Below are 23,498 nucleotides of genomic sequence, written 5' to 3'. Positions count from 1 at the left end.
GTTAATCTGCCGATAGCTGCCATAAATAGATCGAGGCGACCGAGCCATAGGGCGAGTAAAGCTTGCGGTATTCCTCGAACTGCTGCTTCGTTAGCTCGCTTAAGCCGTACAGCCTCATCATGCCGCGGCGAATCGCCGCGTCTCCCCAACTGACAACGTCAGGTCGCTCGAGCGCGTGGATAAGCAGCATCTCTGCCGTCCAATGGCCGACGCCCTTGAGTGACGTAAGCTTCGCGGCTACCTCCGCATCCGGCAACGCAGTCAGCTCGTGGAGATTCAGCTCGCCGCTCATAATAGAAGAAGCAATCGCATGAATGTTTTCCGCCTTCTTGAGCGATAGACCGCAGCCCTTGATGTCGGCTACCGATTGCTCCGCCACACGCTGCGGCGTCATCGAGCCGAGACGCTCCAGCATTCTGCCCCATATCGCATCGGCGGCCTTGACCGAAATAAGCTGACCGACCATTGCATTCACAAGGGCCGTGAACAGATCTGGGATAATCTCACGCTCAGGTTTGCCCAGACGCTCGATAGCCGCTCCTAACACGGGATCGGCATTGGTCAAATAATCGATCTCGCGTTGCCCGTATTCGAAATAGTTAATAGCCGCGTTCACCAATGAATGAGCCTCCTCTTTCTATTTTGTTGCTGCTCCTACACTATAACTCGCCCGAAGCCCGTTGTGGGAGCCTTCGAATGGAATAGCAACATTTCGATATTCAGCAGCGGGACGATCGATCCATAATTACAGCTTCCGTGCCGCTTCGCAGAACTGCTCAAGCGCCTGCGCCAATAGCGACCTTGGACAGGCAACGTTAATGCGCAGCCATCCCGTACCGTCCTCGCCAAAGCCGGAGCCTTCGCTGAACGCCACCTTCGCCTGATGGAACATGAGCTCCTTCAAGCCCTTCGAATCCAGACCGAGCGATCGGCAATCCACCCATAGCAGATAGGTCGCATCCGGGATCATCGGCTTTACTTGCGGCAGTTGTTTGCTCAAGTATTGACGCGCGAACGCGATATTTTCCCCGATGTATTCGAGAAGCTCGTCAAGCCATGCTTCCCCTTTATTAAAGGCCGCTTCCACCGCGTCTTGGGCGAAGTGGCCCGCATTGCTTAGGCCAAGCAGCTTCATTCGCTGATTGATCTTCCGTCTGGCTTCGACATTCGATACGGCCATAAAGGAAGTATGAAGGCCCGGAAGATTGAACGTCTTCGTTGCCGATAGGCAAGTAATCGTAATCTCGGCAATCTCCGGCGACAACGATGCGAAAGGAAGATGACGGCGTCCCGGATGAACGAGATCGCCATGTATTTCGTCGGATACAACGTGAACGCCATACTGCAGGCAAAGATCGCCAAGCCGGCGCAGCTCATCCTCGCTCCAGACGCGGCCTCCCGGATTATGCGGACTGCATAGCAGCAGCAGCTTCGCCCCGCCTTGAAATAACGATTCCATATGGTCGAAGTCCATTTCATAGCGATTGTTCTCTATGCGCAGCCGGCTTGCCGCAACAACCCGATCGTTGCCGCGTATCACTTCGTAGAACGGATAATAGACCGGCGTCTGAATAACAATCTGATCGCCTGGCTCGCTGAACAGCTGAACCGCAAGGCTCAGCGAAGTGACGACGCTGGGAGAGTCCACGATCGAGTCGGACTGAATCGTCCATTCATGCCGGCGGCGATACCAGCTCACGATTGCGTCGAGGTAGCTGTCCGTACGTACCGCATAGCCATACGAGCCTAGCTGCGCGCGCTGGACCAAACGTTCGGTGATTGCGGGTGCGGTTAGGAAATCCATATCCGCTACCCATAGCGGCAGAAGATCCTTCGCGCCGAACAACGTTTCTGCATAATCCCATTTATAGGAGCGCGTATTTGTTCTATTTATCTGGTTATCGAACCCGAATGATTTTGCCAAAAGATATCACCTAACTTTCCAAGGTATGTCTCTATCATAGAGCCTCTGGGTGCAAAAGAAAATAGAGGACGGAGGCCCCGCCCTCATTGTTTTTGATCTGCTGCTCTGAACAGCTGAGGTTCCCTGTGTTAGCGGCTATGTTGGATTATTGCAGCAACTTTCGCCGATTGGAACGTCTTTCCAAGCCTATAATGGATATGTGCATTAACTTTCCGCCGGAAAGCGCTTTGTTGACCGTTCAAGAATAAAGTTGATGCAAAAATCCAATATAGCGGTTGAGGAAGCCTCATAAGAGGCCTCTATCCTGCAGAAATCCAGTATAGCAACGTACGGCAAGCAAAAAAAATCGAAACAAAAAAGCGGTACAAGGAAACCCTTGCACCGCCATCTTATCCATTTATGCCCGTTCAATCGTGAACTCGAACGCGAGATCCTGCTCGCCAGAGATCGTGTATTCCTCGTGCACCGGAGCACCCCAGCTGTCGTCGCCGCCGACGCCCATCTGGCGCCCTGCGACCGTTATTACCGTGTAGTGAACCTCCGGCAGCTCGTAATGATGCTGCGCATTCTCCAGCTCGAATGCCGTATACGGCGATACGTTGCATTCGACCGGTTCGCCGCTCGAGACGATGCGAAGTCCGTGTCCGTCCCGGTTCCTTACGCTTAGACGTCTGACGCCCGTACGGTTGCCGGACTCCTGCGGAACCGCGTATGCTGCCACGTTGTCGGCCGCCGTGTTCTCGAATACGCATAGACGAGCGCCGTTCGCGCGGTCCGCGTAATTTTCCTCTGGGCCCATCGCGTACCATTCCAACTGGTCGTAATCGGCCTTTACCTTGAACGACACGGCAAAGATCGGCAGACGAGGCAGTCCAGGCGCGCCTTTGTACTCCGCTTGAACGCGAACCGATCCGTTCGCATTCACCGTATACGCGATCTTAGCTTCCGCCGTCTCGCTGATCGAGAAGCGGAACCGGTATGCTACCGTTATGGCGCTGCCGTCCTTCGCCTCCGACACGTCGATGCCGACGCTTTTGCGGGTAAGACTCGCCGCATACCATAGACCGGAATCAAAGCCTTGGGAGTAACCTTTGTCATTGTCCGTAGTCGCCCGCCAGAATAGCGGCACAGGCGGAGCGGCGATCATCTCGCGTCCGTCAAATACGATCGAAGTCATCGTATGCGCCTGTTTCGAGAACATGATGCGGAAATTCCGGCCATGCACGCCGATGTTCACGTCCCCGTTCGCAACTCTCAGCTTGCCATGGGCCGCAGCTGCGTCAACAGCTTGACCGGCAACCTTGAAGATATGCTCGCCGAACGCGATCTCGTAGCCTTCTTCCGCCCAAAGCGTAGCTTGCTTCAGTTTCAAGGAAGCATGAACCGCATATTCGCCAGGCTCGCCGACTTGCTCCTCGATATTATAGGCGATACGCGCTTCGTTCCCTGCCGCTACTGCCGCTTCCACCTCGAAGCGATGAACCTCGATGCCTTCGCGGAACAGCGCGATCTCAAGCGCGAAAGCACCCGTATCCTCGAACAGATTATCGTTGCGTATGAGCAAACCGTCGCGCTCCGGTGCAAGCTTCACATTTTGATATAAAAATTTAACGTCCTGCATCTTCGGCGACAGCTCGCGGTTCGCATAGACGATGCCATTCGTACAGAAGTTGTAATCCGTCGGACGATCGTCGAAATCACCGCCGTAAGCGAGGAATTCGTCGCCATAGCGGTTTTCCTTCACGATCACTTGATCGATGTAATCCCAGATGAAGCCGCCTTGGTACATCGGATACTTCTGCTCCAAATCCGTATACTTTCGCATGCCGCCCAGCGAGTTGCCCATTGCGTGCATGTATTCGCAGCTAATGTACGGCTTGTCCGGATCGTTATTCAAGTATTCCTCTATATCGGCGACCTTCGCGTACATCCGGCTCTCCATATCGCTCGCTTCGGTAAATGCCCGATCGTAGAATACGCCTTCGTAATGAACAAGGCGGCTCGGATCGACCGTACGGAAATATCGCGCAACGTTCACGAGCACGTCGCCGACGTAGGATTCGTTGCCAAGCGACCAAATGATGACCGAAGGGTGGTTCTTGTCGCGCTCGTAGAGCGAGATCGCGCGGTCCATTACGATGTCCTGCCATTCCGGCTTGCTACCGGGAATGTTCCACGACGGTTCGACCGCACCCATCTTCTGCCATGAGCCATGCGTCTCCAGGTTCATTTCGTCGATAACGTAGACGCCGTATTCGTCGCAAAGCTCATACCAGTAGCTTTGATTCGGATAGTGGGAAGTCCGTACGGCGTTAATGTTGTTGCGCTTTAGCGCCTTGATATCCCACAGCATATCCTCGTTTGTAATCGCACGGCCGCGGCGGCTATTGAATTCATGGCGATTAACGCCTTTGAATACGACGCGCTTGCCGTTCAGCTTCATGATCTTGTCCTCCATCTCGAAACGGCGGAAGCCGACTCGCTGAGGAATGACTTCGATCTCGTTGCCGTCCGCGCCCACAATTCGAATATACAAGCTATACAAATAAGGCCGTTCGGCACTCCACAGCGAAGGGTTTTTCACTTGAAGCGAAGTGCGTTCAGACTCCAAGCCGTCAAGGACAATCACTTCCGATACGATCAACACGCCGCTGGCGTCGTACAAATCCAGAACCGCCTTCGTTCCTGACGGCACTACCGAGCGGAACGCCAGCGAGACGTTCAACGAACCGTTGTCATATGAATCGTTAAGCTCCATTCGCAACGAGACATCCTGCGCATGAACCTCGGGTACGGTATACAGATACACATCGCGGAAGATGCCGGAGAAACGCCAGAAGTCCTGATCCTCCAGCCAGCTTCCCGTGCTGCGCTGGTATACTTCAACGGCAAGCTTATTGTCGCCCTCCTTCACGAAAGGCGTCAGCTCGAACTCCGACGGCGTGAAGCTGTCTTCTCCGTAACCGACAAACTCGCCGTTCAGCCATACGTAGAAAGCCGTCTCAACGCCTTGGAACGAAATAAACAACGGTTTTCCAGCCATATTGCCGGGAACCTCGAACGATGTTGCATAACTCCCGACCGGATTATGATCCGATGAAATTTGCGGCGGACGCAAGTCCTCATGACCATCCCACGGATACATCGTGTTCACGTATTGCGGCTGGCCGTAACCTTGCAGTTGAATATGGCCGGGCACCTCGATATAGTTCCATCCTTCGCAACTGAACGATGTTTTATAGAAATCAACCGGCCTGCTGGCCGGGTTCGCCGCATAATTAAATTTCCAAGCGCCGTTCAAGGAATGCCTCCACGGCATCGATTCCTTGCGCTGCGCTTCCTTCAGTGTTGCATAATAATTATGGTCGGAATGGGCCGGCAGCCGATTCACGGCGAATACCGCTACATCGCTCAACCAGTCCAAGCTTGCTTTCGTTGCTTTCATATCGACAAACCTCTCCTATCTCGCTGACTCTGTCTTTAGATGTATGGTCGCCTTCTGTCGGCCGGTTACCTATTTAACCGATCCCGTCATGCCCGCCACGAAGTGCTTCTGCATCAGAAAGAACACAATGGCTGTCGGCAATGTCGCGATCAGAATGACGGTCATAATGACGCCGTAATCCGGCGCGTAACTTGAACCCAGACTGGAGATAAGAAGCGGAATCGTCCGTTTCTCCGGCGATTGCAGCACGACGAGCGGCCACAAGTAATTGTTCCAGCTCGACATGAACGTAATGATCGCCGCCGCCGCGTAGGATGTTTTCATCGTCGGCACATAAATGCGGAAGAAGACGCCAAGCTCGTTCAAGCCGTCGATTCTGCCCGCTTCAAGCATGTCCTTCGGAAACATCTTCGTGCTCTGGCGGAAGAAGAAAATCAGGAACGCGGTCGTTACGGTCGGCAGGATAACGGACGAGATCGTATCGATGCCCAAGATCGGAACGGTCTGCGATATCGTACCGAACATGCGGTACAAGGGCACCATAAGCGCCGCGAATGGGATCATCATCGAGATCAGCAGGATGCTGAACACGACATCCTTCGCTTTGCTCTTGAATATTTCAAAACCGTATCCAGCAAGCGACGCGATCAACATTGCAAGCAAGGTTGTCAAAATCGAAATTTTCGCCGAATTAAGCAGCGCCGGCAGGATGTCCACGTCGTTAAATGCTTTGTCCAAGTTCTCTAACAAATATTTGCCGGGCAGCAGCTTGCCCTTCGTTACATCAATGGAACGGTTCGTCGAGCTAGTGATCATCCATAGGAATGGGAAAATCGAAACGATCGCCGACGCGCTTAGAAATACGTATATAAATATCCGCTTGAGCTTAGTCATTGCGATCACCTGCCAATTTGAACTGAAGGATGGAGAAGATAACGATCAGAATAACGATTGCATACGATACCGTCGCCGCATAACCGAAGTCGGGCGTGTACTTGAACGATAGGTTGTAAATGTATTGCGAGAGCGTCATCGTCGCGTTGCCCGGTCCGCCCTTCGTAATGTTCATGACCTCATCGAACAATTGTAGCGTACCGATCGTGGACGTAATCGACGTGAACAGAATGATCGGTTTCAACAGCGGTACCGTAATTTTCGTAAACTGCTTGAACGAGGAAGCGCCGTCGATGCGCGCAGCTTCGTAAATGGAGTTGTCGATATTTTGCAGCGCCGATAAGTAGAAGATCATGTTATAACCGGTCCAGCGCCATGTAATGGCGATAATGATCGTGATTTTTGCCCAGAACGGGTCTGTAATCCATTGAATCGGCACGGAAATCAGATGCAGCTTAAGCAGCATCGCATTGATCAGTCCGTCTGCGCCGAACAAATATTTGAATATAACCGAATAAGCAACGAGCGATGTTACCGCCGGAAGAAAAATAGCCGTCCGGAAAAACCCCTTCAGCTTCAAGTCTTTGTCATTCAGCAGTACGGATATAAACAGCGCAAGCACGATCATGATCGGCACTTGCACAATCAGATACAGGAATGTATTCGTCAGAGTCGTAATAAACGTGGAATCGCTGAACAGCCGCGTATAGTTGTCGATACCGACATATGACAGATTCGTTCCAGTACCCGATTGAAATGACATCAATAAGGCTCGAATCATCGGATAGAAGTAAAAAGCGCATATCATAATGACCGCAATCGCGATAAATGACCAGCCAACGACGTTTGTTTTGTTGCGTAAGTTTACAGCTTTGGCTTCTCTCATGTACTGTCATCTCCTTCCAAACATTGTTTCCTTCTGTCTCTCTAAAAGAACCTTGGACACCCGCCGCCCGCTTATCCGCCGGCAGCCGATGTCCAAGGCCGTTGTTTTCTATTGCTAAAGGTTCGTCAGAAGAAGACTATTTCAATTGGGAGTCCGCTTGCTTCTGAGCGTCTTCGAGCACTTGATCGATCGCTTTGCCGTTCAGGTAGTTTTGCATTTCCACAATCATAATATCTTCAACCGCATACGTGTGCATGCCGTAGTTGACTTTAGGAATCTCTGCCGTCCATGTCGCAAAGTCCGTTACGATTTTTTGGCCGCCGAAGAATTCGTTACCCGCCTTGTAAGCTTCGCCTTCGGCTGCCGGTTTGTACGTACCGATTGCGCCGATTTCCGTTACAAGCTTCTGGTACAGCTCAACGTTCGAGCCGAACGTAGCGCCAAGGAAGTCAGCCGCTTTTTCTTTGCCCGGCACGTTAAGGACGTACCACGAGCTGCCGCCAAGGTTGGAAGCATGAACCGATTTCTCGTTGTTCGTCAGCTTAGGAAGCGGAACAATTGCCCATTTTCCGGCTTGATCAGCCGCAGCCGTAATGGATGGCGTGAACCAGTTGCCCGTTGGAACGGATGCCGCGTCGCCATTGTTGTAGTTAGCAACGAATTGGCTCCAGTCGGCATGGATCTTAACGATGTTGGCATCCATCATTTTTTTGTACGTTTCCATTGCTTCTTTCAATGCGGCGTTGCCTGCGATGTCGGCTGTTTTGCCGTCTTCTTTCAAGTACCACGAGCCGGCCGATTGCGCCATGACGCGAATGATGCCTAGATCGTTCGGGTCAAGGGAAATCCAGTCTTTTCCTGTTTTCTCTTTAACGGCTTTGCCGATCTCGATGTACTTATCCCAAGTGATATCCTGCATGTCAGCTACTGTGTAGCCGGCTTGCTCCAAGTAATCCGTTCTTACATAAAGGCCAGTTACGCCGGAGTCGAACGGAAGTCCGTATTGTTTGCCGTCGAAGCTAGTCGGTCCGATTTTGTAATCGGCGAAATCTTCAGTCTTGAACACGTCCGTGAGCGGATAGAACGCGTCCGGGTAAGCTTGCAAGAAGCTTTGCGCACGGTAATCCTCGATCAGGACGATGTTTGGAAGGCCTTTGGTCGTACCGGAGCTAAGGCCCGTATTCAGCTTCTGAACAATATCGTTCTGAGCGTTCTCGATAATGTCGATCGTTACATCCGCGTGATCGGGTGCATAAGTATCTTTTGCAAAATTCATTGCTTTGATGTTGAAGTTCGGATCCCAAGCCCAGACCGTAACTTTGGTTGTTTCGCCGCCGGCGTTACCGGCACCGGCATTCTCATTCTTGTTGTCCGCATTGGACGCGCAAGCCGTGAAAATCATGACGCACACGACCAGCAATGGCAATAGTTTTTTCACTAAAAAGACCTCCATCTCTCTTTGTAAAATGCTGTAAGCGGTTTCCCGTCTACTGCTTAATCGTAGCATCTTGAATAGGGTGCCCGTTAGGATAATCTTTGCTTCGTTTAGTGAAATTATTACAAAAGAAAAGTCCAAGCCTCAAAATCGTTTGCACGATTTTTAGAAACTTGGACGATTTTTACCCTTTGATCAGCGGCAGCCGGATTTTCACCTTCGTTCCTTCGCCCAGCTCGCTCATAATCGAAACGCCGTATTCGTCTCCGTACAGCAGCTTGATCCGTTCATGGACGTTCCTAACGCCGATCCCGGTAAACAACTGGCGGCTTCCCTTCGATTGATCGGGCAATTGCTCGGGGGTAATCGCCATCCCGTCGCCGTTGTCGACGATCTCGCTGACGAGCGCGTTCCCTTCCTGGGCGACCAGCATGTAGATATGCCCTTCCGACTTCTTGTTGAAGCCATGGAAAAAGGCGTTCTCGATGAACGGCTGAATAATGAGCTTCGGCACCATATAGCCCATACAATCCGGAGAAACGAAATAGTTGACTTTGATCTTCTCCCCATATCGCACATGATTAATGAATACATAATTCCGCATATTAACGAGCTCTTGACTGATGGTAATTGTTTCGCTAACATTGCTGATCGAATTTTGCAGCAGCGAGATAAGGGCGTTAATCGTCTCGGCAGCCTTTTCCTTGCTGCCTTGCTGCACCATGAATTTTACGGAGGCCAGCGTGTTGTACAGGAAATGCGGATTAATCTGCTGCTGGAGCGCTTCGAGCTCCGCATTCCGCTGCCGCCGCTGCGTCTCTACTAGCTCGTCCACATACTCATGCAGCTCGTCGAGCATCGCATTAAACGCCTGTCCAAGCTGTCTCGTCTCATAGCTGCCGCCAACCGTAACGTAATGATCGAAGTCGTATTTGGAAATCGTCGATATTTGCTTGACAAGCCTGGACAACGACTTCGTCAGCCGGCCTGATATAAGGAACACAATGAGGAGGGCGATCGAGACGATCGCTATGACGATTAGCACGATCGCGCGTGTATCCATCAGTTGCCCGATTGCCGTCTTTTTGTCGATGACGTTCACGAGATAGAGATCAAGCGATTCCAAATATTTGGAGATGAGCAGCTGATCCCTGCCGTCACGGTCGACATCCTTGTATTCAAGCGACTGTTCCACGATCTCACGCGCTTTGGCAAGCAGATCGGGGTCGGACTGGCCGATCCAATCGGCGCGGTTGGACGAAATGATCATCCCTTTCCCGTTCAGAATGACGACGTCGTTGCCAAGACTCGTATAGGTTTCATAGAGACGCTTGAATTCACGCTCGCGAATGGAGAAGTACATGGCTCCGTAAACGAAACCGGTCGTTCTCTCCATCAATGCCTTCGAAGCCACAATGGAAGCCTGACCCGCTGACGTCTCGGAAGGCTCGACATAATCGAATTGATAGAGAAGCCTCTTAGGCTCCTTCAACGTTTGCTCCGTGATCGGGTGAACGATCAGCTCGCTGTCGGTCAACGGCCAGATCGAACGGTCGGTCGCGAAGCTTCGGCCGTTATTGCCGGTTATCGTGATGCCAATCTCGTACGCATCGACGATAGACGTGATCCGTTTCATTTGCTGATTCATGCCGAAATAGGTTCTGGCTATCGATTTCGAATTCCCGCTGCTCTCCGTCAGGAAACTCTTTATCGATCCGCTTTGCAGCATATTGTTAGTAGCCAGCACAATGGAATAGTTCAACGAGCCGATGCTCGTCTCGATTTGGGTAAGCACCTTTGAATTCGTTATGCTGAACGTCTGCATGAAGAGACGCTCTGACGTATTGAGCGTAACCCATGTTATGGCGATGGATACCGCCACGATGCTTAGAAGCATGACGAGAAACATTTTGACGAATAATCTGTTGTTGCGGAATCGATCACATAGCCGTCTAATCATTATCGGTTCATTCCTTATTTCAAGTATTGTCTGCGATAGCTGCTTGGCGAATGGCCGGTATGGCGCTTGAACACTTTGCAGAAGTAACTGTGATCCGAATAGCCGACCATGCCGCTTATCTCGGAAATCATCGCCTCCCCCTTGCGCAGCAGCGAAGCCGCCTTGTCAGTCCTTACTTTGTGCAAATAGTCGATGAACCCTTCTTCGTTATGGGTAGAGAAATAGTTCGATAAGTACGACGGATTAAAGTGAAAATGCTTCGCCATCTCGGTCAGATTTAACGGTTCGGCATAATGCTCGTCGATATAATCGAGCAGCCGCTTCATGTTGACGTTGCCGGGCTGTTCGGCCTTATCCGCAATGCATGCCTTCGCGAGCACGATGAACCAGTCTAGCGCCGCAATCGCTTCTTTCGCCGTAGCTGCTTCTTCTATCGCTCTGAAATAAGTGAATTTGCTGTTATCCAGTTCCTTGTTGTCATACTTCATATTGCCGAGCAGCACCGTCATATTGAAAATCAAGTTGCCTAGAAAGGACTTGAACTCGAACACGTTCATCCTATAATTCGCCGACAGCGCATGGACATGCCCGCTTAAATAATCGAATGCATCGTCGAATCGTTCGCGCTTGAACTCATCGGTGAACCGGTTCAAGTTGAATGGCTCGATAGACGCCTGCAGCTTGGGTAAATCATTATAAATGAATACGGGAACTTCGGGCAGGAAGAAGCCGTAGGCCATCAGCTTCAGCAAATTCCCTTCGTATCGTTCATGCAGCATGGCCAGCTTGTCGAAAGGCTCGCCGATTACGATTGCCTTGTCTGCCACGGAATCGGCAGCTTGCCGGAACGATTGCTTGGCTTGTCGCAGCAGTTTATCAAGTCCGCTTTCATCCGTATTGATTAGCAGGGTGGTGCATTCCGAACCTGTCGGCAGCTCGTGAGCAACATAATCGGGTATAAGCTCTGCAACTATTTTTTGAGCTGCCTGAACGAAACCCGCTCCTTCCACAGACTTCGTCCCGATGAGCGCATAATACCGATGGGGGAAGTAGTGACCTACGGACGAAAGGCTGTCTTCATCGTTGTAGCCGGATAACAGCTTCTCCAGCAGCGAGTCGACCGACAGCTTGCCGTCCGCTTCCGACTGCTGCTCTCCAAGACCGGGAATCTTGCTCGCGGCAAGCTTGAGCACGCTGAGCAGATGGCGCATTTCGAGCTTCGGCTTCAAGATATAGTCCGCAACGCCGCTCTGGAACGTCGACCGTACATAATTGAATTCGCCGAAGCTGCTAAGAATGATAACCTCGATCGCCGGATACCGCTGCTTGATGATTCTCGTAAGCTCCTCGCCGTCCATCACCGGCATCACGATATCGGTTATGACGATATGCGGGCGCAGCTCCTCGATCAGCGACAGAGCTTCGCTTCCGTTCGACGCTTCCCCGACGATCTGGAAGCCTTCCTGCTCCCAGTTCATGAAGTGCTTAATGCCTTGCCTTATGAGCTGCTCGTCATCGACGATTAGTACTTTGCAATAATTGAGCGCGGTCATAACGACGCCTCCATACTTACACATATTTGTACAGACATTATAACCGATAACGCTCGGCTGTCTATTCGAAAGAGCATGCGAAACCATGAACGCCGATAGGGCGCCTCCGGTCCGCATCCTGTATTTCCCTGAGTATCCATATTCATTGTCTTTAATATCATCCAAAAAACTCCGATGTATATAAATGGCGTATGTAATCGTTAGGATTATCAACTCAGATACTGCATCCAGGAGGTTTGCTTTTGCCCCTTATCCAGACAGAACAAAAGCTTCTCGAGCTTATAAAAGGCTATGGCCACAATTCGCATGCTCACCTTTATTTTCTTGGCGACAAACAATGGTTCTGCGATACGGACCAAGAGGCGTTCCTTGCATTTCGTTCCATAGGAAATCGTTATATTGTGCTAGGCGATCCAGTGGGAAATCCGTACGCGCTTCGTAAAGTCATTGAGCAATTCGTCACTTATTGCCGCGAGCGGCGGCGAACGCCGGTTTTCTATCAAACGACTTCCGTTTACCTTCCCCTCTACAGGCGATTAGGTCTGCAAGGCATGAAGATCGGACAGGAGGCTCGGGTCGAGCTTGCTCCGTTTCACTTAAACGGCAAGGCATGGATCAAGCTTCGTAATCGGCTGAACAAATTTCATCGCAGCGGCTATTCCGTAATGGTCGAACATCCTCCGTATTCGAATGATCTCATGTCCAAGCTTCAAGCGATTTCGGATGAGTGGCTTCGCGACCGGAAAGAAAAGAGCTTTTCGGTGAGTGCTTTTACTCCTGAATATGTCAGCCGCTTCCCTGTAGCAATACTAACTGACCCTGACGGAAACATTGCTGCATTTGTTACAATTGCCGGAGACCCGCCTTCTGTCGAACCCGGTTTCTCCGAAGAGGATGTCTCCATACGCCAAATAACTCTGGATCTGATGCGTTATAACAACGCTTGTCCGCATGGGACAATGGACTTCCTGTTCCTTTCCGTCATGTTATGGGCCAAGGAGCAGAAATACGCAATCTGCAGCTTAGGAGTAGCGCCCTTGGCGAACGTCTGCGATTCCGTAATAGCCAAGCTCATCTATACATACGGAAAAAAACTGTATAACTTTAAAGGACTGTATGAATACAAGAACAAATTTGCTCCGCAATGGAAGGATGTCTATCTCGTGGGTGCTCCGGCAACTTTGCCTCTTACGGCCGTGCTGCTGACTCTGCTCATTCAATCGTCATGCTCGGGTAAACCCGTCCTTCTCACGTCTCCGCTGAAACGTCTCGTGTCGGGTAGATCTTTGTTTAGACGAATCTAGGTTAGTACTAGGTACTAATTATATGCTATAATCATTCCAGCGCATTATGCGACCAGATCAGCACTTGGAGGTTTTATACAATGTCAGGATTACTAAGCGGCAAAAATATAATCGTTATGGGGATCGCCAACGAGCGAAGCATAGCTTGGGGGATTACAAAGTCGTTGCATGAAGCCGGAGCTAACTTAATATTCACTTACAGGAAGGAACGTTCCTTTAACAAGCTTACGCAATTGCTTTCGGCCAATGGAATCGAACCGCTTCTATGTGTATCGTGCGACGTTGCCGATGATGACAGCATTGAGGCCGCTTTCCGCGAGATTCAAGCGAAAGTGCCCGTCATCCATGGACTTGCCCACTCTGTCGCGTTCGCGGAGAAGGAAGATTTGCAAGGCGAATACGTCGATACCACTCGCGAAGGCTATCGACTCTCGCAAGATATTAGCGCCTACTCGCTCGTCGCGATGGCTAAGGAATGCAAGAAGCTGATGACGGAAGGCGGAAGCATCGTTACGCAATCGTATCTTGGCGCGGAACGCGTCGTGAAAAACTATAACGTGATGGGCGTAGCCAAGGCCGCGCTGGAAGCGAGCGTCAGATATTTGGCGGACGACCTCGGCAAATACAATATTCGGGTAAACGCGATCTCTTCCGGGCCGATCCGCACGCTTTCCGCCAAAGGCGGCGTAGCCGGATTTACCGACCTGTTCTCCGCAATCCAGGAGAAGGCGCCGCTGCGCAAAAACGTCGACCAGGACGAAGTCGGCGATGCGACGATGTTCCTGCTGAGCAAGCTGTCTAGAGGCATTACCGGCGAAGTCCTTCACGTCGATTCGGGGTATCACATTCTCGGTTATTAAACCGATCCTGCTTCACTAAAAGAGATCTAGCAAAAAAAGCTGTCGCTTAGCTGCGGCAGCTTTTTTTGTATGCATGACAATTAATCTATTAATATACCAAAGTACTTGCGCAAGCATTCCGAATAATGGTCGTCATGGCTTGGCTCGAAAGCATTTACGCTGCCCTGGGAGAAAATACGAAACTCCTTCCCGGCAATCGTGTTGCGTCCCTCCTCCGTGCGGATAGCGACCATAGCGCCCTTGCGAAATATCGATTCGGGGCTGTTCTCGCACCAATAAGAGGTTGTCACATAGTCGAATGGCAGGTTCGGCTCTTCGGTGAACGAATAAATCGTCCTCCACTCGTCGCCTTTCCTCTCCTCCAGCAGCCAGCCGTAAGTGCGGTCTTCCATCAAACGATACCATTCGTCCTGCTGCTCTTGCACGATACCGTCCAGCAGCTTCAACGGCCAACGCGGAGCGGCCGCGCCTGCGCCGACATCAACGATATATTTAATCCCGTCAAGCTCAACCTGCAGGATATGATGTCTTCGTTTGCATGGCACGACCGCCTCATCCCGCCAGAATCGCCCGAAGTAATGCTTTACTTGGAAGCCTAGCTCCTCAAGCAGCCAGCCGAACAGCGCATTCAACTCGAAGCAATAACCGCCTCGCCTGCGATTCACGATTTTATCGAATAAACGCGAGATTTCCAGAGATAACGGTACGCCATTCAGGATATCTAGATTCTCATACGGAATCGTATGCAAATGCGCGTACTGCAGCCGGCTGAGCGTATCGAGCGTCGGTTTTGCCGACCCCACGAAACCGATACGGTTCAGATAAGCGGTCACCTGAGTCTCCATGGCCTGCTCCTCCATCCTCATCATCTTTCGTTCCTTTCATTTTACCACATCAGCATGGTTAAGCTCATTATGCAACCTTGAATTTCGACGCGGCCTCCGCAAGGTTTTTGGTAAGACGGTCTATGGTGTCAACCATATCGGCCAGTTGTTGTACGGTTGCCGATTGCTCCACCATCGTAGCGGTAACCTCCTGTACGGATGCCGATACTTCTTCTCCCGAAGCGGAAAGGCTTTGCGCGGATTGCTGAACCTCGTCTTTATCCATTTCCATGCGAGCAACATCGCTGGCCATTGCTTTAATTTGATCCGTAATTTCCATGATTTTATCTAAAATGGTTTTGAACGCTGTTTGCGTTTGTCCTACAAACTCATCTTGTTTCACGGCAATATTGCGAATTTCCGTGACGCTGTCATTGTTCTCGATGACATACGATAGGTTTTGTTGGATAATCGCATTGATTTCAGACGACTGTTTGGAGCTTTGCTCGGCAAGCTTGCGAATCTCGGAGGCAACCACGGCAAAACCGCGGCCATTCTCGCCCGCTCTTGCCGCCTCAATGGATGCGTTAAGAGCGAGTAAATTCGTTTGGCCCGCAATTTCGCTAATCGCTCCCGTGATTTTGCTAATTTCGTTAGAGCTCTCTTGCAGCTTTAGCGTGATCGCGGATATTTTTTGTACCTCTTCTTCATTTTGATCATTGATTCGGATTAAGTTATGGACCACTTCATTGCTTGTGTAAAATACTTCAACGATTTCCTCCGCTCTTTCTTTGACCGATTGCGCTTTGTCGCTCATCGAAACAAACTTCTCTCCGAATCCGTAGAACTTATCGACGATATGCTCGGTATCATGCGACTGCGATTCCATCGCTTTGGCGATTTCCGTGGATGTTACCGAGGTTTCGTTGATCGACAGCGCGGTCTGCTTGGAGGTCTCCTCCAGCTCGCTTGTACTTGCCTTAAGCACCGAAATGGTATCGTTCATATCAGAAATCAATTGTTTGTTTTGCGATGCCATGCTGTTGAAGCTATCAGCCAAATCCTTGAACTCGCTATCATATTTTCCGATTGCGGTTACGGTTAGATCGCCGGAAGCTAACCGTTTGAAGAGTACGGTTAATTGAGCGATCGGATTGGTGATATACCTCGATAGAATGAGCCCGAAACCTACTGCCACGATAATAGCAAGTGCCGTAATGTACAGTATTTTAGTAAACATATCTTGGATCGGACGATTGATGTCCTCATAGGAATCGATCACGGAAATCATTAGATCGGATTCAGGGATTTTATTAATTCTAAGATAATCGTTGCCAAGCTCCGTTGTCGACACCTTGATCTCCCCGACAGCCCGATCCGCTAAAAAAGCTTTGACTTCCGGACCATCGCCGATGCTTTCTCCATTCCTGGAAGGATCCGTCGAGCTGTATAGAACGATGCCGCCGCGGCTTATTATTTCAATTTTGCCTTGGCCGTTAATTTTGATGGCGCCTAATTTATCCACAAAAAACTTACTGTCTACGGTCGTTACAAAAACGCCGATCGTTTGTCCGCTTCCGTCTTTAATCGGAATCGAGAAAGCAAGCAGTATTTTCCCGCTGCTCTTGGATATGATGGCATCCGAAATAAAATTTTCGCCTTTCATCGCTTCGGTAAAGTATTCACGGTCGGCCCGCGATTGACCGATGTTGTCCGTGTTTGTTCCCGAAACAATGATGCCATTGTAATCAAGAAGCAGGAAAGACTCATTGCCCTTCGTGCCTTCAAAGCTATGCATAATCGTCGTATTCGCTTTAACAAATAATTCATTCGACGGAGCGAAGAACGCTGCATCGGACAACGTGCCTGCTTTACGAAGGATCAATAGGTCACGATACGTATTATGATCTGACGCTAGGAAGGATGACTGCTCTTGCAGCTGCATGGCCGTCATCAGTCCTTCGCCAATACGGTCAGCATTCGCATTGATTTCATCTTTGCTCTTTCTAAGCAACAACTCGGACGAGAATAGGTACATAGCTGCAGCCGTTGCGAATAAGACGATAACGACTAACAAACTAATTAATACGGGAAGCTTAACCCTCAAAGAAATGTTTCTCGCTTTATCGAACAGCCCTTTTTGTTTTTTCATGATGTCCAATATCTCCTCTTCCATAATGTTATTGGTCCTCTGCGGTCAACCATTTATATCGGTTGAAATTACACTAAAATGAAAGGGATAATTATTCCATTGCTTGAACCCTATGATCATGGAGCCGTATGCTCTTTATGTATGCACCGAAACAAGATCGCAAACGCAAAACAGCCCCAGACGAGAGGTTAGATCTCGAATGGGGCTGCAATACGTTATTGCTCCGATGGGCCTAGCACTTCGAACTGCTTCACCGTTTGTTCAAATCTTGCGCCATGTCCTTCTGCTGCTTCCAGGAAGTATTCGAGCGACAGAACGAAGCTTCCCTTCAGCTTGTTGCTGGTCACATAGACGGTCGCGACTTCGCTTAACCGGTCATTGCCGTTAATCGCATGGATGCGGTAGCCGTCAACCGGAGACGATACCCGTTCGACCGCATCCACCTTCGAGAATCGTTCCGCCAACTGCGCTGCTACTTGATTTGCCAATTGCTCCGGCGTCTGCTTCACGTCCTGCTCGATCGTGAGCGAAACCTGCGGATAAGGAGCCGGAAGCTCTTCGATCGTCGTTATCGTATCTTTGCCCTCGTCTGGGATCAGCTTGTAACGATCCTTGTCATAGTAGATCGCGTAACGGCTTTCCTCGTCGACATGCACCTGCCCGTTCGTTTGTTCCTTCTGACCCTCCACCGAGATTTCGATTTTTTTCTCCGGCGCGAACCAGGATTGAACGCTCTTCATGAGCGCCGTTCCCGGCGGCAAAGCTAGGAATGCGACCAACGCGATTGCTGCTGCGGCGATTCCCGTCGTTGTCTTCATCCATTTGCTCGATTTTCGTTTTGCTTTATAGGAAGCTGCCTGTGGAGACGTTGCGTCCAACTGCGACTCCAAACGTCCCCAAATTTCATCCTTTAATCCAATGCTGGCATCCGATTGTTCCAATAAACGCTGCTTAAGCTTTTGATCCATGCGGTTCTCCTCCCAAGATGTCTCTCATCTTCTCTCGGCCTTTCAGCAGCCGCGACTTCAACGTATTGACGTTGAGCTCTAAAATATCCGCAATTTCCCGCTCGCTGTAATCATGCAAATATTTGAGAATGAGCGGTATGCGGTAAAGGTCGTTCAAGGCTTGCAGCGCTTCATAAACGTCCAAGCTCGTATCCGGCAGCTTCTGTTCCACGGCGAAACGATCCAATTGCTCCCCGAACGGCACGATCTTCTTCTCCCGCTCCATCACCCTGTAGCATTCCCTTAACAGAATGCAGTAGAACCAAGGCTTGAACGGCTTGCCTCTATCGTATTGCCATATATTCCGGTATACCCGCAAGAAGGACTCCTGTACCGCGTCCTTGGCCCATTCTCCGTTCTTCGTTACGAGCATCGCCGTCCGCATCGCATATTCGAAATGCTCGTCGTACAAAGCGCGGAACGCCTCACGGTCTCCCTGCACGATCCGCCCGATCGTATCCTGATCCACCTCGTTCACCTCTTTCTTGCTGTTATATAAGAATTACCCGGCGGAATTGCATAAAGTTTGCTGCAAAATAAAAAAAAGACGGTTCAGGGATTCAATCCTATACCGCCGTTCTTTTATTTGAACCCAATAGTTATGTTGGATTTTGAGAATGTCCATTCTATGTTCAGCTACATTGGATTTTTGCAGCAACTTTCTTCATTTTGGCTTGTTCGCACAAGCTACGCTGGATATTTGCGATAACTTTTTCCTTTATAACCATAAAGTTACTGTATTTGAACAAAGTTAATGCAGAAATCCATGATAGCCCTCTAACCTTACTCCTATCAAACGAAGTTAGTGCGAAAATCCAACATAGCTAATATCACGTGCTCAAACCTTGCAGAAAGAGAGTAGCCGATTGAATCGACACTCTCTTGATGAAGGTCAAACCATGGAAATTTAGTGCACATTTCAAATACTTCTCCAATATAGACTACGACTTCACGACAAACGAATCGCCGCTATCCGTCATTTCGTACAGCTTGCATCTGGATTCTGGCATCCGGAACGGCGAGTGAAGAATGAGCATCCAAGCCCCTTCGAACGTACGAAACATCATGCCATGCCCGCTATCATCCCCCACGAGAGGGGCCAATTGCTCCCACGGCCCTTCCAGCGTTCCGGTTACGGAACGGGCAATCGTCTGGACATAGCTGCCCGCTTCGTAAGTAGACCAAAGCATAACCAATTTGTTGCCGCTTGTTCTGTACAATTGGCATCCGTCCGTTACATACATGGACCGCGAGCTGCCTGCAGGAAGCTCGCCATTGTCCCAGGGCGCTTCGGAACCGCTGAACAAATAAATCGGTTCCGAGACGCGGCCGGAGAGGTCCTCTTTCAACCGGACCGCTTCTATCGTACCGTCGGCCGTCTGTACCCATTCATGGCAATAGACCATCCACGGACAACCCGCCTCATCGATATAAAGCGTCCCGTCCAGCGTCATATGATTCAAAGGCGGGATCGGACCCTCCCGGTCAATCAATTCGAAAGGTCCTTCAAGCGAATCCGCAACGGCTATCGCGGTTCCGCGCCACTGAAGCCGGTAGCCGCCATGCGCCTCGCCTTCCAACGGACGATCGTTATGATGCAGCGTGACGAATAAATAGTAGCGGCCGTTATACGCATGCACCTCGGGTGCCCATGCACCATGCAGCGGATGCGCCCATGCGCCATCCGGAATGGCGAATACGACGTAAGGCCCCTCCCAATCGGCGAGGTCTCGGCTTTTGTAAGCCAGCACGCCGTAACGGTCCATACCATGCAAGCGGGGACTCCCTCCGGTGTACAAATAATAGATGCCCGTAGCGGCATCGGCCACGACGAACGGATCATGGGCCGGAATGTCGGCCAGCTTATGGCCGGGACGCGGATTTGCTGGATCGGAAGCGGCATTATAGACGTTCATCTCGTTCATCCTTCCAACTAAGTTCATTATGGACGGATCAGCATCGATTTCAGAGGCACCATCGAATCCTCCGGTACGTAATACTTAAATTTGTTGTCGCTGATCTGCCCGAGCAACTGACGGCGGATCGGATCGGCATCCTTCAGAATGCTCTCCGAGGCCGCATGATAATCGATAGGGCGCATCCAGATCGGGCTGTAACCGAGGAATAGTTGCCTTCTTGTGAACTCGGAGCGGTTCGGAGAGCCGGCATGCCATAGGTTTTGGGCGAACACGAAGACGTCTCCCGGTTTCCCGCATACTTGCACTTCTCCCTCGAGCTGTTGGCGCACATCCTTATGATTCGGGTTATAAGGCTGCTTGTGGCTGCCCGGAATGACTTTCGTATTGCCGCGATCCGGCTCCGACATATCGCTTAAAATATAGCAAACCTTAATATAGTAGGTTGCCGTCAGGCCGTTAATGACGGGAAATTGCGGATGCGGGCCGTCTTGATGCCAATCGATAAAGCTGTGCGAGGCCGTCTTGGCTTCGCTTGGGTTCGGTTGTCGGATCGTCAGATGGGAGATATGAAGCTGAATGTTATGGCCGAGCAAATTAACGATTAGCGGAAGGATGGCAGGCTGATCGATTAATGATGCGATCTCGGCATGGCGTTCTACGCTGTTATAGATATTATGCGAAAGCGCTTCCGGTTCAGTCAAGACAATTTCGTCGATGGCGGCGTTCAGGCGCTTCACCTGTTCCTGCGACAAAATATTCGGGATAACCAAATACCCCTGTTCATGAAATTGCTTCATTAATTCCGGTATTTCCAGATCGGCTGTCTTCATCATTCATACCTCCTACTTGTATTTAATTCAATTATATATGGCGAGATATCATGTTATAATGTATTAAAAATTGATTTTACTTGTAAATAATTTCACTCTATGAAAGGGTGTAGTCACATAATGGAGTTCAGCCGACTTCTGGAACCCGATCTGCGATACCATGTCTACGTGAAGGATACGCCTCAATTTCAGAAAACGCATGATACGTATGATCATTGGGCGTTGTTCGTCGTAGAAGAGGGCGGTTTCGATTACAGAATGGGCAGCCAAAGCGGAAGGGCGGTCAAGGACGACATCGTATTATGCCCGCCCGATCTAACCTTCTACCGGCAAACGGACGGTTTATCGTTCCATCTCATGGGGTTTCAATGGATCCCTCCCCTGGAAGAGCCGCGGCATGCAGCGGATTTCCCGGCAATCGGCAAGCTGCGGCTGTTGAACAACAAACGATTCCTGTCCACCCTCTCTCAATTTCGCGAAGCCCAATACTTGCAAGCGAGCGTTGGTCATACGTACAAGAAACATCTTCTTAAGGATCTGCTCTATCTGCTTCAGATCGAGCAATCCGAGCAGCATGCGAAGTCCTTGTTCAGCGAGGATCCGACCCTTGGGCGAGCCTTGCATCTTCTGCAGCAGCAAGCTGAATTCGGCATTTCGTTAAAGTCGATCGCTGTGGAGCTTGGTCTCACCCAGGTGCAGCTGACAAGATTGTTCACGCGAGAGTTCCGCGTAACGCCAGGCGCCTATGCGGCTAATCTGAGGATGGACAAGGTAAAGCAGCTCCTTCTACACTCATCGCTTACTCTTGCCCAAATCGCCGAGCATTGCGGATTTACCGATGAGCATCATTTGAGCAAAAGCTTCAAAAAGCTGTGCGGCGTCAATCCTTCGTCGTACCGAAAAACACACAGCGTATAATAAAACAAGCCGACCTGCAATGAATGAGGTCGGCTTTCGTTCCCGTTATTTAGCTCCCGTAACCGAGCGCCTTAAGCTGCTCCATGGCGCTGTCCACTAATGCTTTGTAGTTCATCGACGTCTCCAGCGTCTTGATAAAGTCGTCGTATTCCGTTATCGGACGTTTATCGTAAATGAACTTCGCGATCTCCTCTTCCAAATAACGGTTCGCATCGGCCGGGTTATACCCCTCCGGATTGTCGACAAATCCGTTCAACGCTTCGATGCGCGGCTGATCGTTCGCGAACTCGATCGCAGCCGATTGTGCGGCGAACTTCGCCTGCAAATATTCCATTTCCGGTCTGCCGGTGAACTGGTACAGCCAGGAATGGCCGACCTCGCCCGCTTTGTCCGTCATCTTCGGCTTGCCGTCCTCCAACGTGAAGTGCGTATCCTTCACCCCGAACTGCACGAGCAGCGAGCCCCCGTCCGGATTCGAAATATAGTTGAGCAGATCGAACACCCGCTGCAGCTTCTCCGGATCTTTCTCCAGCGCTTTCGGAATGGCATATCGGCCAGGCGCCGCGCCGATGTCCCATGAACCGTCGAATTGTCCGCCTACTCCCGACGGTGCGGCGATCTGCAGCCATTCCGCATTCGGATTAACGGTTTTGATCTGTTCCACGAACTGTTCCTTCGTCATGTTCGGCCAGTCGATATATACGATGCCCGCCTGCCCCTTGATCGCCTTCTCTTGATGCTGCAGACCGCTATTGGCGAGCAGCTCGGGGTCGACAGAGCCCGATGCGATCATGTTCTTGATAAAAGCCAGAGCGTCCTTCATTGCCGGCTCATGCAGCGAATTGACGACTTTGCCGTCCTTCTCGTAGAAGTTGCCCGGCATGCCTACGCCGAATGCTCCGAATACGGTCGAGAAAGCGCCTAGCTTGCCGCCCGTAAGCCCGAAGGTGTCCGGCTTGCCGTTTCCGTCCGGATCGTTTTTCGTGAACGCCTCCGCTACGGAAGCCAATTGCTCCACGGTCGTCGGTACTTCCAGCTTCAGCTTGTCGAGCCAATCTTTGCGGATCCATAAGGTGTTGTAAGGGATTTGAGGAGACTTGGAGATGCCGTATACTTTCCCGTCGACCATCCCCTTCTTGACGCTGTCCTCTCCGATGAAAGCTACCGTTTGCTCCAATTTATCCATGTAAGGGGTTAGATCGAGCAGCAGCCCTTGTTTGGAGAACTGTATGAGCTGCTGCCGGTCGACCATGAACAGATCGGGAAAGTTGCCCGAGGACATCCGAACGTTTAATTGATTGTTATAATCGTCCGCTGCGGGATACACCGTCAGATTAAGGTCGATATTCAGCGCCTTATCCAGCTCCTGTTTAATGATATCCTTGTCGGGCGAAGGCAGGTTGTTGCCGGTCTCGATAATATCGAGCTTCACCGGCTTGCTGCTTGGCTGCTCCGTTTCTGCTCCAGGATTCGCGGTAGCGTCCGGATTATTTCCTGGGCTATTATTGCCGTTCCCCCCCGAGCAAGCCGTAAGCAAAGCTCCCGCCAATGAAACGGCTACTAGCAAAGTCCCTAATTTCTTCATGA

The 23,498-nt window shown here is 50.7% G+C and carries 18 protein-coding genes; 3 read left to right on the top strand and 15 right to left on the bottom strand.

Annotation, left to right across the window (positions count from 1 at the left end; translation table 11 throughout):
• Position 1: 1 nt before the first annotated feature.
• The 8 genes from J2T14_RS06660 to J2T14_RS06625 all read right to left on the bottom strand — a co-directional run bounded on the left by J2T14_RS06660 (position 2) and on the right by J2T14_RS06625 (position 12,097).
• Positions 2-619 (bottom strand): DNA-3-methyladenine glycosylase family protein, encoded by a 618-nt coding sequence (locus J2T14_RS06660; RefSeq protein ID WP_307203593.1) that lies wholly within the window; start codon positions 617-619, stop codon positions 2-4.
• A 126-nt stretch (positions 620-745) separates the two neighbouring features.
• Positions 746-1,924 (bottom strand): MalY/PatB family protein, encoded by a 1,179-nt coding sequence (locus J2T14_RS06655; RefSeq protein ID WP_307469148.1) that lies wholly within the window; start codon positions 1,922-1,924, stop codon positions 746-748.
• 397 nt (positions 1,925-2,321) lie between these two features.
• Positions 2,322-5,369, bottom strand: coding sequence for a glycoside hydrolase family 2 TIM barrel-domain containing protein (locus tag J2T14_RS06650; RefSeq protein WP_307469144.1), 3,048 nt, complete (start codon positions 5,367-5,369; stop codon positions 2,322-2,324).
• 69 nt (positions 5,370-5,438) lie between these two features.
• A complete protein-coding gene (locus J2T14_RS06645; protein ID WP_307469139.1) occupies positions 5,439-6,263 on the bottom strand; it encodes a carbohydrate ABC transporter permease in 825 nt (274 codons plus the stop codon).
• Positions 6,256-7,149, bottom strand: coding sequence for a carbohydrate ABC transporter permease (locus J2T14_RS06640; RefSeq protein WP_307203588.1), 894 nt, complete (start codon positions 7,147-7,149; stop codon positions 6,256-6,258). Before J2T14_RS06640 ends, J2T14_RS06645 begins: the two co-directional genes overlap by 8 nt.
• Positions 7,150-7,285: 136 nt before the next feature.
• On the bottom strand, positions 7,286-8,587 hold the full coding sequence (locus tag J2T14_RS06635) for an ABC transporter substrate-binding protein (RefSeq protein ID WP_307203587.1): 1,302 nt from the start codon (positions 8,585-8,587) through the stop codon (positions 7,286-7,288).
• Between the two features lie 181 nt (positions 8,588-8,768).
• Complete coding sequence (locus J2T14_RS06630) at positions 8,769-10,541, bottom strand: cache domain-containing sensor histidine kinase (RefSeq protein ID WP_373458128.1); 1,773 nt, start codon at positions 10,539-10,541, stop codon at positions 8,769-8,771.
• Between the two features lie 17 nt (positions 10,542-10,558).
• Positions 10,559-12,097 (bottom strand): response regulator transcription factor, encoded by a 1,539-nt coding sequence (locus tag J2T14_RS06625; RefSeq protein WP_307469134.1) that lies wholly within the window; start codon positions 12,095-12,097, stop codon positions 10,559-10,561.
• 242 nt (positions 12,098-12,339) lie between these two features.
• On the opposite strand from J2T14_RS06625, the gene J2T14_RS06620 reads away from it, so the two are divergent.
• Positions 12,340-13,401, top strand: coding sequence for a phosphatidylglycerol lysyltransferase domain-containing protein (locus J2T14_RS06620; protein ID WP_307469131.1), 1,062 nt, complete (start codon positions 12,340-12,342; stop codon positions 13,399-13,401).
• Between the two features lie 80 nt (positions 13,402-13,481).
• Complete coding sequence (gene fabI, locus J2T14_RS06615) at positions 13,482-14,261, top strand: enoyl-ACP reductase FabI (protein ID WP_307203583.1); 780 nt, start codon at positions 13,482-13,484, stop codon at positions 14,259-14,261.
• An 80-nt stretch (positions 14,262-14,341) separates the two neighbouring features.
• Here fabI and J2T14_RS06610 read toward each other — a convergent pair whose 3' ends face one another.
• The 6 genes from J2T14_RS06610 to J2T14_RS06585 form a co-directional block, all read right to left on the bottom strand.
• Complete coding sequence (locus J2T14_RS06610; RefSeq protein WP_307469128.1) at positions 14,342-15,106, bottom strand: arylamine N-acetyltransferase family protein; 765 nt, start codon at positions 15,104-15,106, stop codon at positions 14,342-14,344.
• A 67-nt stretch (positions 15,107-15,173) separates the two neighbouring features.
• Positions 15,174-17,237, bottom strand: coding sequence for a methyl-accepting chemotaxis protein (locus tag J2T14_RS06605; RefSeq protein WP_307469125.1), 2,064 nt, complete (start codon positions 17,235-17,237; stop codon positions 15,174-15,176).
• Positions 17,238-17,452: 215 nt separating this feature from the next.
• Entirely contained in the window at positions 17,453-18,205 is a 753-nt protein-coding gene (locus J2T14_RS06600) for a hypothetical protein (protein ID WP_307469123.1), read from the bottom strand.
• Positions 18,189-18,713, bottom strand: coding sequence for an RNA polymerase sigma factor (locus J2T14_RS06595; protein ID WP_307469122.1), 525 nt, complete (start codon positions 18,711-18,713; stop codon positions 18,189-18,191). Before J2T14_RS06595 ends, J2T14_RS06600 begins: the two co-directional genes overlap by 17 nt.
• 472 nt (positions 18,714-19,185) lie before the next feature.
• The gene (locus J2T14_RS06590) at positions 19,186-20,160 is read right to left on the bottom strand and encodes a glycoside hydrolase family 43 protein (RefSeq protein ID WP_307469121.1); all 975 of its coding nucleotides are present in this window, start codon (positions 20,158-20,160) and stop codon (positions 19,186-19,188) included.
• A gap of 26 nt (positions 20,161-20,186) precedes the next feature.
• Positions 20,187-20,993 carry a phytanoyl-CoA dioxygenase family protein gene (locus tag J2T14_RS06585; protein ID WP_307203576.1) on the bottom strand — a complete coding sequence of 269 codons (807 nt, stop codon included), beginning with the start codon at positions 20,991-20,993 and terminating at the stop codon, positions 20,187-20,189.
• Positions 20,994-21,113: 120 nt separating this feature from the next.
• Between J2T14_RS06585 and J2T14_RS06580 the strand changes: the two genes are divergently transcribed.
• On the top strand, positions 21,114-21,911 hold the full coding sequence (locus J2T14_RS06580) for an AraC family transcriptional regulator (RefSeq protein ID WP_307469118.1): 798 nt from the start codon (positions 21,114-21,116) through the stop codon (positions 21,909-21,911).
• Positions 21,912-21,960: 49 nt separating this feature from the next.
• Here J2T14_RS06580 and J2T14_RS06575 read toward each other — a convergent pair whose 3' ends face one another.
• On the bottom strand, positions 21,961-23,496 hold the full coding sequence (locus tag J2T14_RS06575; RefSeq protein WP_307203574.1) for an extracellular solute-binding protein: 1,536 nt from the start codon (positions 23,494-23,496) through the stop codon (positions 21,961-21,963).
• Positions 23,497-23,498: the final 2 nt, after the last annotated feature.

Source organism: Paenibacillus harenae, from assembly GCF_030812415.1.
Lineage (GTDB): Bacteria > Bacillota > Bacilli > Paenibacillales > Paenibacillaceae > Pristimantibacillus > Pristimantibacillus harenae_A.
This window is presented reverse-complemented; position numbering and strand designations above follow the sequence as displayed.

Excerpts from the sequence above, each read along its gene's own strand:
- J2T14_RS06640 (WP_307203588.1), bottom strand. The coding sequence starts at position 7,149 with ATGAGAGAAGCCAAAGCTGTAAACTTACGCAACAAAACAAACGTCGTT.
- J2T14_RS06625 (WP_307469134.1), bottom strand. The coding sequence starts at position 12,097 with ATGACCGCGCTCAATTATTGCAAAGTACTAATCGTCGATGACGAGCAG.
- J2T14_RS06650 (WP_307469144.1), bottom strand. The coding sequence starts at position 5,369 with ATGAAAGCAACGAAAGCAAGCTTGGACTGGTTGAGCGATGTAGCGGTA.
- J2T14_RS06600 (WP_307469123.1), bottom strand. The coding sequence starts at position 18,205 with ATGGATCAAAAGCTTAAGCAGCGTTTATTGGAACAATCGGATGCCAGC.
- J2T14_RS06645 (WP_307469139.1), bottom strand. The coding sequence starts at position 6,263 with ATGACTAAGCTCAAGCGGATATTTATATACGTATTTCTAAGCGCGTCG.
- J2T14_RS06575 (WP_307203574.1), bottom strand. The coding sequence starts at position 23,496 with ATGAAGAAATTAGGGACTTTGCTAGTAGCCGTTTCATTGGCGGGAGCT.
- J2T14_RS06605 (WP_307469125.1), bottom strand. The coding sequence starts at position 17,237 with ATGAAAAAACAAAAAGGGCTGTTCGATAAAGCGAGAAACATTTCTTTG.
- J2T14_RS06610 (WP_307469128.1), bottom strand. The coding sequence starts at position 15,106 with ATGGAGACTCAGGTGACCGCTTATCTGAACCGTATCGGTTTCGTGGGG.
- J2T14_RS06585 (WP_307203576.1), bottom strand. The coding sequence starts at position 20,993 with ATGAAGACAGCCGATCTGGAAATACCGGAATTAATGAAGCAATTTCAT.
- fabI (WP_307203583.1), top strand. The coding sequence starts at position 13,482 with ATGTCAGGATTACTAAGCGGCAAAAATATAATCGTTATGGGGATCGCC.
- J2T14_RS06590 (WP_307469121.1), bottom strand. The coding sequence starts at position 20,160 with ATGAACGTCTATAATGCCGCTTCCGATCCAGCAAATCCGCGTCCCGGC.
- J2T14_RS06580 (WP_307469118.1), top strand. The coding sequence starts at position 21,114 with ATGGAGTTCAGCCGACTTCTGGAACCCGATCTGCGATACCATGTCTAC.